At 46.9% G+C, this 12,188-nt stretch carries 12 protein-coding genes and 1 riboswitch; of the genes, 8 read left to right on the top strand and 4 right to left on the bottom strand.

The window, feature by feature from the left end:
* Window positions 1-353: 353 nt before the first annotated feature.
* Entirely contained in the window at window positions 354-2,102 is a 1,749-nt protein-coding gene (locus tag PUW25_RS05450; protein ID WP_274338223.1) for a proline--tRNA ligase, read from the bottom strand.
* Between the two features lie 488 nt (window positions 2,103-2,590).
* On the opposite strand from PUW25_RS05450, the gene PUW25_RS05445 reads away from it, so the two are divergent.
* Complete coding sequence (locus tag PUW25_RS05445; RefSeq protein WP_047912224.1) at window positions 2,591-3,265, top strand: 3'-5' exonuclease; 675 nt, start codon at window positions 2,591-2,593, stop codon at window positions 3,263-3,265.
* Window positions 3,266-3,276: 11 nt separating this feature from the next.
* Here the strand turns inward: PUW25_RS05445 and PUW25_RS05440 are convergent, their stop codons facing one another.
* The 3 genes from PUW25_RS05440 to PUW25_RS05430 form a co-directional block, all read right to left on the bottom strand.
* A complete protein-coding gene (locus PUW25_RS05440) occupies window positions 3,277-4,281 on the bottom strand; it encodes a helix-turn-helix transcriptional regulator (RefSeq protein WP_274338547.1) in 1,005 nt (334 codons plus the stop codon).
* A 230-nt stretch (window positions 4,282-4,511) separates the two neighbouring features.
* Window positions 4,512-5,273: a hypothetical protein gene (locus PUW25_RS05435; RefSeq protein ID WP_047912226.1), complete on the bottom strand. Its 762-nt coding sequence runs from the start codon at window positions 5,271-5,273 to the stop codon at window positions 4,512-4,514.
* Window positions 5,274-5,475: 202 nt separating this feature from the next.
* The gene (locus PUW25_RS05430; protein WP_193746050.1) at window positions 5,476-5,631 is read right to left on the bottom strand and encodes a hypothetical protein; all 156 of its coding nucleotides are present in this window, start codon (window positions 5,629-5,631) and stop codon (window positions 5,476-5,478) included.
* Window positions 5,632-5,928: 297 nt separating this feature from the next.
* On the opposite strand from PUW25_RS05430, the gene PUW25_RS05425 reads away from it, so the two are divergent.
* From PUW25_RS05425 to PUW25_RS05395, 7 genes are all read left to right on the top strand, one after another.
* The gene (locus PUW25_RS05425) at window positions 5,929-6,369 is read left to right on the top strand and encodes an MreC domain-containing protein (RefSeq protein WP_274338222.1); all 441 of its coding nucleotides are present in this window, start codon (window positions 5,929-5,931) and stop codon (window positions 6,367-6,369) included.
* A 63-nt stretch (window positions 6,370-6,432) separates the two neighbouring features.
* Window positions 6,433-7,137, top strand: coding sequence for an AIM24 family protein (locus tag PUW25_RS05420; RefSeq protein ID WP_047912227.1), 705 nt, complete (start codon window positions 6,433-6,435; stop codon window positions 7,135-7,137).
* Window positions 7,138-7,255: 118 nt separating this feature from the next.
* Window positions 7,256-7,299, top strand: a riboswitch (PreQ1 riboswitch).
* Window positions 7,300-7,551: 252 nt separating this feature from the next.
* Window positions 7,552-8,214, top strand: a complete 663-nt coding sequence (gene queC, locus PUW25_RS05415) for a 7-cyano-7-deazaguanine synthase QueC (RefSeq protein WP_274338221.1) — start codon at window positions 7,552-7,554, stop codon at window positions 8,212-8,214.
* Complete coding sequence (queD, locus tag PUW25_RS05410; RefSeq protein WP_047912229.1) at window positions 8,214-8,708, top strand: 6-carboxytetrahydropterin synthase QueD; 495 nt, start codon at window positions 8,214-8,216, stop codon at window positions 8,706-8,708. The genes queC and queD overlap by 1 nt, the downstream gene beginning before the upstream one ends.
* Complete coding sequence (queE, locus tag PUW25_RS05405; RefSeq protein ID WP_274338220.1) at window positions 8,701-9,480, top strand: 7-carboxy-7-deazaguanine synthase QueE; 780 nt, start codon at window positions 8,701-8,703, stop codon at window positions 9,478-9,480. The genes queD and queE overlap by 8 nt, the downstream gene beginning before the upstream one ends.
* Window positions 9,481-9,763: 283 nt before the next feature.
* Window positions 9,764-10,261 carry a preQ(1) synthase gene (queF, locus tag PUW25_RS05400; protein ID WP_090726156.1) on the top strand — a complete coding sequence of 166 codons (498 nt, stop codon included), beginning with the start codon at window positions 9,764-9,766 and terminating at the stop codon, window positions 10,259-10,261.
* Between the two features lie 219 nt (window positions 10,262-10,480).
* The gene (locus tag PUW25_RS05395) at window positions 10,481-11,749 is read left to right on the top strand and encodes an MFS transporter (protein ID WP_274338546.1); all 1,269 of its coding nucleotides are present in this window, start codon (window positions 10,481-10,483) and stop codon (window positions 11,747-11,749) included.
* Window positions 11,750-12,188 lie beyond the last annotated feature (439 nt).

Below are 12,188 nucleotides of genomic sequence, written 5' to 3'. Positions count from 1 at the left end.
GATCCGATATTATAGTTATATAGTAATTATTTAGGAGTGAATAGAGTGTGACATATGTAATATTTTACGTATTGTATAGGTACTAAGTCACACCAACCCATTAATTCATCATTATAGCAAACCCACGAGATAAGTTAGACGAAGAATATCATATGACGACATTAGATTTTCACCTAAGTTTGATGCGATTCAAGAAAAGTCCTGAACTCTAAGTTCAGGACTTTTCTCTGTTTCTAGTCATTTAAGTTCTGCGAGCAAAAAATGATAGATTGCCTCTATACCAAGCAAGGTTAGGATATATGGCAGGGTCAAATCTTGCAGAATCGAATATATTATATTATCTAATCTGACTCTCACAAATAGGGTATAACATGCTGCTTCACCAGATCCATAATTTCTGCTAGAGAACAGCTGGACGCCAGAATTCCTTCAGGCTTCGTTTCGGTATAGAGCTTGCATTCCACCCGCCCGTCAGCAGCTTCTCTTCCTACAATAATTCTTAGCGGTATCCCGAACAAATCAGCATCCTTGAATTTGACTCCCGGCCGTTCATTGCGATCATCGACCAGGATTTCGAGCCCCAGCTTAGACAAGGCTGTCTCCATCTCCTCAGCAAGCTTCATTTGAACCGCATCCTTGCTTGATACAGGAATAATATGCACATGATACGGAGCGATCGCGCAAGGCCAGTGCATCATACCATCCTCGGCATATTGCTCTGCCACTGCTCCCACTAAACGCGACACGCCAATTCCGTAGCATCCCATGATCATCACCTGCGGCTGCCCTTGCTGATCCAGGACAGAGGCACCCATTGCATCACTGTATTTTGTACCTAATTTGAATATATGACCTACTTCGATCCCTCGCTCGAAGGACAGCGCTGCTCCGCATGAGGGACAAGTATCACCGTCGGCTGCATTTCGCACATCATGAACTTCATCCCAAGTGAAATCCAGTCCAGGAATAGACCGAACGTAGTGATAGTCCTGCTCTCCAGCCCCTGTGACACTCGTCGTCATCTTCGTAACCGCATGGTCTGCAATGACGGTCATCGATAGATCATAGGGGCCAAGATATCCAACAGGCAGATTAAGTTCTCTGCTCATTTCTTCCGGCATGAGTTCAAGGGTCTGTGCTCCCAGCACCTTCTGCAGTTTAATCTCATTGACCTCATGATCGCCGCGAATAAGCACAGCTATAGGCCTGCCATCTGCCACATATAGTAAGGTCTTGACTACATCTTGAGCTTCTATTTTCAAAAATTGTGTTATTTCGCGAATGGTCTTCATTCCCGGTGTGTGTACCTTCACCTTAGCTGTAGTTCTGTGCTGCTCTTGCGCTGTATCCAGAGCCATGCTGATATCACGACTCGGAGCCATTCCATACCCAGCCTTCTCCAAATTAGCAGCATAGTCGCAGTGGGAACAGAAAACAATGGTATCTTCACCTATGTCCGCTAGCGCCATATACTCATGAGTCTCACCACTGCCTCCAATCGTCCCGGCATCGGCTTCAACCTGCTTGAATCTCAGACCCAGACGTGTGAATATGCGGGAGTAAGCCTCACCCATTGCTGTATATGTCGTATCCAAATCCTCATATGTCGATGAGAACGAGTATGCATCCTTCATCGTAAATTCACGGCCACGGAGCACACCAAATCGTGGTCTTCGCTCATCCCGATATTTGGTACTGATTTGATACAGTGTAACGGGCAGCTGGCGGTAGCTCTGCACATTATCACGTACAAGCGATGTAATGACTTCTTCGTGAGTAGGCCCCAGTGCAAAAGGGCGTTCATGCCGATCTTGCAATCTCATCAGCTCTGGTCCATAATCGTCTGATCTTCCGGATTCGTCCCACAGCTCGAGTGGCTGCAACGAAGGCAGCAAGGTCTCTTGTGCACCAATACGGTCCATTTCTTCACGAATAATTCGCTCAATCTTAAGAAGCACTCTTCTCCCCAGCGGTAAGAAGCTGTACACTCCAGAAGCCGTCTGACGAATCATTCCTGAGCGAAGCAGCAGTTTGTGACTGCTGATCTCCGCTTCTGCAGGCGCTTCTCTTAAGGTTGGGGCGAGCAGCTGACTTTGTTTCATACCGATGTTCCTCCTTGTGTGTGTATTACAACGCAAAAAAAGACACTCTCGTCAGGGACGAAAGTGTCGTGGTACCACCCTAATTTTAATCTTGCTCGAAATCGTCCGGGCATGCCCTTTCTTCAAAGCGAGATCCTCTGCGCTGGCTTAACGTGCCGAGCTTCCGGCAGATGAATACAAACAAAATATCGTACCCATATGCAGCTCCAAGGTAGGAGTATAAGAAGCTTACCTGGAGATCTCTCAGCACTAACGGATCTCTTCTCTGACAGGAGGCTATTAGCATATACCATGTCCTTGTTCATTGCTGTTCACATTTTACAGAGCAGAATAATAGATTTACTGATTATTGTCAATCCTTTTCCATATAACGTGCTGTAGTTCTATCATTCTAAACACAAAGTGGAAAGAAAATACGCTGACAGTCTTGCAGCTACCAGGTAATATAGTATACAGGCCTCATCTCAAGCAGAAAGGAGTTATTGATCATGTTAAATTATATTATTTATGACTTGGAATTTACCGTTAGTCGAAGCACACGCTACACATCCGAAATTATTGATATCGGTGCAGTCAGGGTAGCTCCCGTAGGTGAAGACGGCACACTGGCTGTAATGGATACATTTCATACGTATGTAAGACCTTCTAATAAATCGGTGCTCTCTGCGGACACCATCCAGTTTACAGGCATTACACAAAAGGATATCGACGCAGCTCCGCTGTTCCCTGAAGCAGTGAAGGAGCTCATTAACTGGCTTCCTGAATCCTACTTTCTATGTTCATGGGGTCCGGATGATAAGAGCAAATTCGTCTCCCACTGCCGCACGCACCAAATGAAGGTCAACTGGATTATGAATCATAATGATGTACAGAAGCAAATCTCCCGCATCCTGCGCAAAGAAGGCGGTCCACGTCAGCTTGGTCTTAGTCAGGCCCAAATGCTATGCGGCATCGAGTTCGACGGAACGCAGCACCGGGCACTGGATGACGCTCTGAATACAGCCAAAGTATTCATCCATCATTTCAACCAGCTCAAGCTGGAGCAGAATAATGCTGCCGAAGAGGAAGGAACCAAATCCAAGCTCGTATATTCCAGCGGAGATGAAGACAAGCACAATCCATTTGGAGATCTGGCAAAATTGCTGGGATCATCCGATTCGTGATATTTATTATATCAAGCCTCTATACTACCCTCATTCTCATACAGCGCCAGCCAAGTCTTGAGCCTCTCTCGCAATTCATTCCGATACTGCGGGGGCTCGAGAATTTCCGCATCTGATCCATATTGGACCAGCCAGTCCATGAACTCCTTGTGATCATTCAAGGTTATCTCAAGAAGCAGGCTTCCTCCTGGCTCCTCTATTAACACGGGTTGTACCAGCATCTCACTTCTTCTGACCCGATCTGCGGCATGCGGCTTAAATCGAACCCTGTATGTAGTGTGCTCGTTACCTTTATGTACAGACCATGTTTCTTTGAAAAACGATTGCAGCTCCGCTGTTTCGCGCCGGAATGTCTGTGTCATGATATCTACCTCTCTGATACAGCTCATCCGCAGTGCTTCAACACGATTTGTTTGATGGCAATGACCGATTACATAAAAATGATGCTCCTTCGGAAGCAGATAATAGGGATCTATTCTTAACCGGTCGCCAGATCCTCCATCGATATGTCCCTCTGTTCCTTTAGCTGGCGACGAGTACGTCACTTCCATCGTATTCTGAAAGACAGAAGCTTGAACGATGGACACGAGCACCTTCTCATCCTGCTCATTGTCATAACCGGCTCCCAGCTTCATAACCGCTGCAAATTGCTCGGCCCATTCCACTCGTTCATTATTTTTCTTAAGGCTTGCAGCCATGACCTTCTCATAAGCACTTTCAAAAGCAGAGGGCAGGATCGGCTTAATCTGATCCATCTTCTCCGCTACTTTTGCAAAGGCTGCATCTTCTTCCTCTGTCCAGTTCAGCGGATAAAGTGCAAATCTGCTAATAAACTGATAGCCCCGGCCATGTCCCATATTTACAACCGGAATGTGCATTGCACTTAGGGCATCCATATCTCTGTAGATGGTGCGCTCCGTCGTCTCACAGCGTTCAGCAAGCTCTCTGGCCAAGATACCAGGCTTCGCTTGTACCAAGGTAATAATGCGCATTAATCGAATAAGTCGCTCTGTCATGCGTATCCTCCTACAACGATAAACTTAACATTTTAAAATGAACTCATGTGCTATAGACCTATATTCATATAGTCCATTCTATCTAGTGATATCCTTATCGTCATCCTTTAACATAGTGCTTTAGACTTATATCGGTTATTACCCTTTATTTCATTATGTATAACTTCATACGATAATAAACGCTGCAGACAACGGATGATCTTTCTCTATATTGTTCGTGTTCGAATTCATTATTTAGCTTGCTTCTCTATGAAATCTTCATCATCTTCTTCAAGATAATAGGTACCGGATGATTCTCTGACTGTGTCGCTATGTTCATCATTTAATTTCTCATATGTCATTTGATAATATTCGCCTAACTGAATCAGAATCTGAGCTTCGCGGTAATATTCTAAATCTCCCGATCTAACAGCCATAATCAGCAGTTCATCGGTATGCCGCTTAATGATTTCGCAGCCTTCTTCTGTTCTTCCTCTTTCAAAAGCGCGAAGTGCCTGCTTCATGATTCCCGTCGTCTCGCTCAGCTTGACATGTTTTTGAACTCTCGGATCAGGCTGCTTGTTCATAAGTCCCAAGTGAGCTGAAATTTGCAGATAGATCTGCTCCCTGCGCAAGAGAACGCGCTGTTCCTGTTTCGATTTGAAGGCACTCCAGTAGGCGGAGCATACTGATTTTTTACCGGCAGACTGTGAAGATACTCCCAGCTCAAGCAGTAATGTTTTGGTTTTTCCTTTATAAGCGCTTCCCATTTGCAAGACCCAGCCTGCATCCGTTTCCTTCGCTCTTGCTCCGTGTACGGCTCTGATAATGACCCCGTCTTCCGGCTTAAGCAGCAGCTCTACATCACGATATAAGAGCTTGGGCGTGAGCTTGGATTGTCTCTTGGCAGGAGGACCGCTGCGCCACTCCATCAGCAAATACAGTGAGTTTTCTCCAGAGACAGAAATTACTTCACGATTCCAGGTGCAAAATACGTCCAATATCGAACTCATCATTTCTCCTCCCCTGTAAGGCTTTTCTTAATACTAACAGTTCAAATCGACAACTGATTGTCACGGAACATATGTTCGGTACAAAATATTGCAAAAAAATGTGACTTTACGCGATTCGGCTTTGTAAATTCGACTCAAAACGACAAAAAAACCACCAATCTCCAAGATCAGTGGTTATAATGAGTGAATTCATATGTGTCGTTTAGACGGCCAATACTTTATCTTCGGTATTCAATCGCTCGTGATCAATGGGAGCAAGTGTATAGCCGTCGAATACATATCCGCTTCCTACCGGTTTTCCATTTACTGTAATCATAATCGTCTTGTGTACTTCTTTTTCCATTTGATTGTTCATCATTGTTATCGTTCTCCTTCTATTATCCTTACGTTCTCATTTGTTATATATGTTGTTTCGATTCATATCATTAGGAAATCATTCAATCGATGGTGATGAGCTGAGCGTTCGTGCCGTTCCTTCTTCTACTTACCCTCTTAATCACAAGATTAAACAAGAACATTACAAACTTTTCATTAGCAAACGATGGGGAAATATGAAACAATTAAAAAGAAAATCTCGTATAAAATAACAGATTTCGCTAGACTCACAACGGGTAACAACCACTTGTATGTACTCTGAAAATAAGGTGGTGATTGGATGAGAAATACAGGAATGAAGCTGTCACTTCTCACAATGGTCCTATACAGTATCACACTATTCATATCTGATGCCCGAACACATGCGGGCTTTTGGGAGAATCTATATAACGGTTACGAGCAGTACTCTAAGCTCCCTGAGGAAGTCAATCAATTGCAGCAAAGCTATGAGCAGACGATGAATGAGCTGAACAGCGCCAAACAAAACATGGAGGCCTTCCAGGAGAGAAACGAAGACCTGATTCAGCAGAATGAGGAGCTCATGAAGCAGAATGCCAATCTGAATCAGCTGGTTTCACAGATGCAGCAGGCCGAGGCTGATCGTAAGGCTGCGCAGCAGAAAGTTATCAATACGGCGATTGTGGGCGTCCTGCTCATTATCGGGTATTTTGTGTTCATCCGAGTGATTCGGTTCCGCATGCGCCGAGCTTCAAGACACTAGATCCCGCCAGGATTACAGTGCACACAATGACAATCAATCGATTAGAGGAGATTATCTCGATCAATGCAAATCTCACAAAGTATGGATGCGCCGGGTATGTCCGGTCAAGCAGCAACCTTTTCACTGACGGAGCAAGACAAGATTCATATCCTTCACCCTCAGCAAATCGTTGCCTATCGGGGGCCCTCAAGCGGTCGGAACGATCGTTTGACGAACATCCAGGGCATGTACCGCAAAAGAAAGCTGATCCGCTCTGAAATGAGCGGGCCTTGCCAGTTTGTATGTGCCCTCCCTCCGGGTATTACGATGAAAAGAATCGACCTGGATGAGCACAGCGATCTGCTGTACGATTTTCGGCATTTACTATTTTATAGCGATGGAATTGAAATGCAGACCCGCATTCTCAAGCTGAAGAACATGCTCATTACCCGGGATGCGATCAAGATGAAATTTTCCGGCAAAGGTACGATCGGGATCCTGACCCAAGGACAGGTCTGTGAACAAGAGCTTCATCCAACCGCTCCGTTATATGTGGATGCAGGCAGCATCATTGCCTATCCGGAGAATGCGAAGCTTGAGCTCACGGTGTACGGCAATCACCTTGCCAGTCAGCATATGAACTACCACTGGAAGATGACCGGTCACGGAACCGTTCTGTTCCAGGCCGGCCGGGAGAATCAGAAGCTGGAGAACGATATTAATGATGAAGGCTTCTTTAAGCGCTTGATGCGTGAAATGCTGCCCTTTGGCAATGTGTGGATTAAGTAAAATGTGGATAACGAAAAATAGCTTCTAATGTTCGTTTTTTCTGATATAATACTTACTGGAACTTTTGTTATGATCAGCTCATATGACAACTGAAAATTGAAATCCATGGATGAGATCCATGGGAGAGGTTCGCGAACTCCCTCTATAAAAAACTATACAGATTGTCAAAGATGAACTTTAAATTTACTGTCTGGGCCTGTAACCTGACTGATTGCTGTAATACAGCTTGGTTAGAGCTACCCTGGATTGTTTTTTTCTTATGCCTGTCATCTTGAAACGTCAATCTATATATGAGCCCTGCCCATAGAGCAGAGGCCTGTTTTTTGTTGAACGAGTTAGGGAACCTCTCTTTTCTTCCTTTGAAGCGTACTGTATTTACGGCACGCAAATTCTAGAAGATGGAGAGGTTTTTTTATGTTTAAAAATGAAAAAGCAATCGTCGTATTCAGCGGCGGTCAAGATAGCACGACCTGCCTGTTCTGGGCGAAGAAGCATTTTGCTGAAGTGGAGGTCGTTACCTTTGACTACGGACAGCGGCACAAGCTGGAGATCGAGGTAGCTGCCGAGATCGCCCGCGATCTTGATGTAGAGCAAACCGTGCTTGATATGAGCCTGTTGAACCAGCTCTCGCCGAATGCACTTACACGCAGTGACATTGAGATTACACAGGAAGAGGGACAGCTGCCGAGTACTTTTGTAGACGGCCGAAATCATCTCTTCCTGAGCTTCGCGGCAGTAATGGCGAAGCAAAAAGGCGCACGTCATATAATTACAGGCGTATGCGAAACGGATTTCAGCGGCTATCCGGATTGCCGTGATGTGTTCGTCAAATCGCTGAACGTCACGCTCAATCTGGCGATGGACTATGAGTTTGTCATTCATACGCCGCTCATGTGGCTGAACAAAGCCGAAACATGGGCGCTATCGGATGAGCTGGGTGCATTTGATTATGTACGCGAGCGTACATTGACCTGCTACAACGGCGTTATAGGTAGCGGCTGCGGAGAATGTCCTGCCTGCAAGCTGCGCCAAGCAGGACTTGATGAATATTTGACTGAACGAGGCGGTGCAAAGTGATGAGACCAGAACCCGGCACATTTCGGATTGTAGAACGGCTGCAGCGTATAGGTGAGGACATTCAGCAAGAGCAGCTCCGCTATCACCGGAAGCGGGTCCTTGTCAGCAAGGAGTTTACCTTTGACGCGGCGCATCATCTGCACTGCTATGAGGGAAAATGCAAGAACCTGCATGGCCATACCTATAAAGTCGTCTTCGGTATCAGCGGTATTCCTGGAGAGACGGGAATCACCGTGGACTTTGGAGATGTCAAAGAAATTTGGAAGACACAAATTGAAGGCTATCTCGATCATCAATATTTGAACGAAACACTGCCGGCCATGAATACAACGGCGGAAAATATGGTGGTCTGGATCTATGAACAAATGGAAGCTGCGCTTCAGAGTGAGCCGTACAAAACACAAATCGAAGGTGGACGGACCGAATTTGTGAGATTATTCGAGACACCGACCAGCTATGCGGAAGTCAGACGGGAGTGGATGCTTGATGAGTAGCACAGATTTATCATCAGCTTCGGCCGAGCGGACAGCTCCGGCTCATCGTCCGATCCCTGTACTCGAAATCTTTGGCCCTACCGTTCAAGGAGAAGGGATGGTCATCGGGCAGAAAACGATGTTCGTCAGAACCGCCGGTTGTGATTACCGCTGCTCATGGTGTGATTCGGCGTTTACCTGGGATGGCAGTGCCAAGGATCAGATTCGTCTGCTGAGCAGCGAGGACATCTGGAGTGAGCTGACCACCATTGGCGGTAACCGTTTCTCCCACGTGACGATCTCCGGAGGGAATCCGGCCTTACTGCCTCAGATGGGAGAGCTCGTGAAGCTGCTGCAAGCTAGAGGCATTCGAACAGCTGTCGAGACTCAAGGCTCCAAGTGGCAGGACTGGCTGATGGATATCAGTGAAGTCACATTATCTCCGAAGCCGCCAAGCTCAGGAATGACAACCGATTGGCAGAAGCTTGATGAGATCGTTCAGCGGCTTGCAAACCGTACGAGTGACAAAGCTTACAGCCTGAAAGTCGTCATATTTGATGAACAGGATCTGGAGTATGCACGTGAAGTGCATAAGCGCTATCCGGAAGTATCCATGTACTTGCAAACAGGTAACCCGGATGTGACCACAGGTGATGTAGAGAACCACGCCTCTTCCCTGCTGCATCGATATGAGTGGCTGATCGACCGAACGATGGAGCTGCCTGATATGAATGAGGTGAGGGTGCTTCCACAGCTGCACACGCTAGTGTGGGGTAATAAGCGTGGAGTTTAGCGTCACCTATTACAGCAGTGAGGTTTTGGATGAAGTACGACTTTTGACGCAGTCAACCGGAGTGATTCACCATTGACCGAACGCTTCTACATCGGGCCAGCGAGCCTAATATCGGCGAGCAGTGCCCACTAGCACACAATAATAAATGCGGAGCAATTTTCAGTATATGCAGTGAGGTTTTTGGATGAAGAACGACTTTTGACGCAGTCAACCGGAGTGATTCAGCCAAAAACCGAACGCTTTTCCTCGATAAATTGTTCCGCACCCAAGGAGAATGATGACAATGGCCGGACGCCAATCCGATGAACTGCAGGATATTACCCTGCTTGGCAACCAAGGAACAAAATACAATTTCGAATATGACCCTGACATCCTGGAGACCTTCGATAACAAGCATCCTTACCGAGACTACTTCGTGAAATTCAACAGCCCGGAGTTCACAAGCCTGTGCCCGATTACCGGACAGCCGGACTTTGCGACCATCTATATCAGCTACATTCCAGACATTAAAATGGTCGAGAGCAAATCGCTGAAGCTGTATCTGTTCAGCTTCCGCAATCATGGAGATTTCCATGAGGACGTAGTCAACATTATCATGAACGATCTCATCAAGCTAATGGACCCGCGTTACATTGAGGTATGGGGTAAATTTACGCCAAGAGGCGGAATTTCCATCGATCCATACTGTAACTATGGTCGTCCGGGAACCAAGTATGAGGAGCTGGCTACGCAGCGCTTGTTCCAGCACGATATGTACCCGGAGAAAATCGATAACCGTTAATCGAGATTCCAAGCTAACCGGTGTATGGAGCCGTTTCACTTTGCAGTGAAGCGGCTCCTTTTGCTATTTACCGTTATTCGGGCATTGCAGGTTACGTAATTTTTGCCATATGATGAGAGGATCTTAGATGCTTACGGTTGTTCATTTAACTATGCAGGGGATGGTTGGCGTCCATTACACCTCATCCTGTCTTCCCTGTACCTCAAAGGAGACCATCACATGTCACTCAATTCATTAACTAAAGCCGGCGGTTCTGGCGCCCGGCTGCTGCCGCGTCCGGGCAGTGATCCGCAGACTACCATTTTCCCTATTCTGATTGCCATTGGTCTTGTGCATCTGCTCAATGATTCGGTGCAATCCGTCATTCCCGCGATCTTTCCAGTGCTGCAGGACAACATGGGGATCAGCTACAGCCAGATGGGGTGGATCGCATTCGCCCTGAATATCACCGCTTCGATCATGCAGCCGGTCGTAGGTTATTTCTCCGATAAACGGCCAACGCCGGCGCTGCTTCCGATCGGTATGGCTTTTACCTGCTCAGGCATGATCTTCCTCGCCTTTGCCAATAGTTATCTGGCGATTCTGCTTGCGGTAATTATGGTCGGATTAGGCTCGGCCGCCTTCCATCCCGAGGGCTCCAAAGTATCCCATATGGCGGCAGGCAATCGCCGCGGTTTGGCACAATCCATCTTTCAGGTTGGAGGTAACGCGGGCCAGTCACTGGCACCGCTTCTAACCCGCTGGGTGTTCATTCCTTTTGGTCTCATGGGCTCACTTGGCTTCGCCGCTCTGGCGGCGGTCGGTATCGCCGTTCAGATCTACATCGCAAGATGGTACGGAAGAACCCTTCGAAGTGCAGGCTACGCCAAGAAAAAGGCCAATGCCGGTGTCATAAATCCAGCAGTGAAGAACAAGATTATGTACGCCTTTGTCGTCCTGGTTCTGCTCGTATTTGTACGGTCTTGGTATATCTCATCGATCGGCAGCTACTATGCCTTCTTCCTGAAGGATGCCTTTACGCTTTCGACGGAAGATGCACAGATTTTTATTTTCTTGTTCCTGGGAGCAGGTGCAGTGGGTACCTTCCTGGGCGGTCCGCTGGCTGACCGTTTCGGTAAGCGTAATGTCATTCTGGCGTCTATGGCGCTGGCCTCTCCGCTTGCACTGATTCTGCCCTATGCGAATCTGTTCTGGACAGGGGTACTGCTGACGATCATCGGATTTATCATGCTGTCCAGCTTCTCCGTAACCGTCGTCTATGCCCAAATGCTCGTACCCGGCAAGATCGGTACCGTATCCGGCATGATCACAGGTCTTGCCTTTGGACTCGGTGGACTTGGCTCACTGGTACTTGGCAACTGGATCGACGCAGCAGGAATTCACACGGTGATGTTCGTCTGCAGCTTCATGCCGCTGCTGGGTATTCTCACCTTCCTATTGCCAACCGATAAACGTCTCGCCTCCTGGACGGATCATCCCGCCTCCTAAGGAAATACTAGAATTGTATATGTAACGTAGCAGAGCGCTCGGGAATCATCCCGGGCGCTTTTAATTCTGCGGGCCGCAACCATGCTGTAATAGAAAATGGCTTATGCCATTCCCTCTGTTTATGATATTCCCGCTCTGTTATTTCGCCTTTGTTACTTATCGCTGCTATTCCTCTTGCTATCGTCGAGAGGCCGCTTCTTTACTATTAGTGATATAAGCAATTGCACAATGATAAATATAATACCTATGATAATGAATGGAGCAGGGATACCTGCCGTCATCATAAAAAACACAATCACCAGTCCAATCAAAGTATAAAAGAGACGATGTCCAGCCCTTCGCCTAGCATTCTTCACCTCTGCACTCCCTTCGCTTAAGAAGTGATATTACTAACGTTAAACCTATAACGCTAATGGATCGCAAAGGTTGCACGAAAAAA

Origin of the sequence: Paenibacillus urinalis (assembly GCF_028747985.1) — a bacterium.
Lineage (GTDB): Bacteria > Bacillota > Bacilli > Paenibacillales > Paenibacillaceae > Paenibacillus > Paenibacillus urinalis.
The sequence above is the reverse complement of the archived record's forward strand: the minus strand, read 5'-3'. Positions and strand labels throughout refer to the sequence as shown.

Coding starts and splice junctions, on each gene's coding strand:
- PUW25_RS05450 (WP_274338223.1), bottom strand. CDS start 2,102: ATGAAACAAAGTCAGCTGCTCGCCCCAACCTTAAGAGAAGCGCCTGCA.
- PUW25_RS05445 (WP_047912224.1), top strand. CDS start 2,591: ATGTTAAATTATATTATTTATGACTTGGAATTTACCGTTAGTCGAAGC.
- PUW25_RS05440 (WP_274338547.1), bottom strand. CDS start 4,281: ATGACAGAGCGACTTATTCGATTAATGCGCATTATTACCTTGGTACAA.
- PUW25_RS05435 (WP_047912226.1), bottom strand. CDS start 5,273: ATGAGTTCGATATTGGACGTATTTTGCACCTGGAATCGTGAAGTAATT.
- PUW25_RS05430 (WP_193746050.1), bottom strand. CDS start 5,631: ATGATGAACAATCAAATGGAAAAAGAAGTACACAAGACGATTATGATT.
- PUW25_RS05425 (WP_274338222.1), top strand. CDS start 5,929: ATGAGAAATACAGGAATGAAGCTGTCACTTCTCACAATGGTCCTATAC.
- PUW25_RS05420 (WP_047912227.1), top strand. CDS start 6,433: ATGCAAATCTCACAAAGTATGGATGCGCCGGGTATGTCCGGTCAAGCA.
- queC (WP_274338221.1), top strand. CDS start 7,552: ATGTTTAAAAATGAAAAAGCAATCGTCGTATTCAGCGGCGGTCAAGAT.
- queD (WP_047912229.1), top strand. CDS start 8,214: ATGAGACCAGAACCCGGCACATTTCGGATTGTAGAACGGCTGCAGCGT.
- queE (WP_274338220.1), top strand. CDS start 8,701: ATGAGTAGCACAGATTTATCATCAGCTTCGGCCGAGCGGACAGCTCCG.
- queF (WP_090726156.1), top strand. CDS start 9,764: ATGGCCGGACGCCAATCCGATGAACTGCAGGATATTACCCTGCTTGGC.
- PUW25_RS05395 (WP_274338546.1), top strand. CDS start 10,481: ATGTCACTCAATTCATTAACTAAAGCCGGCGGTTCTGGCGCCCGGCTG.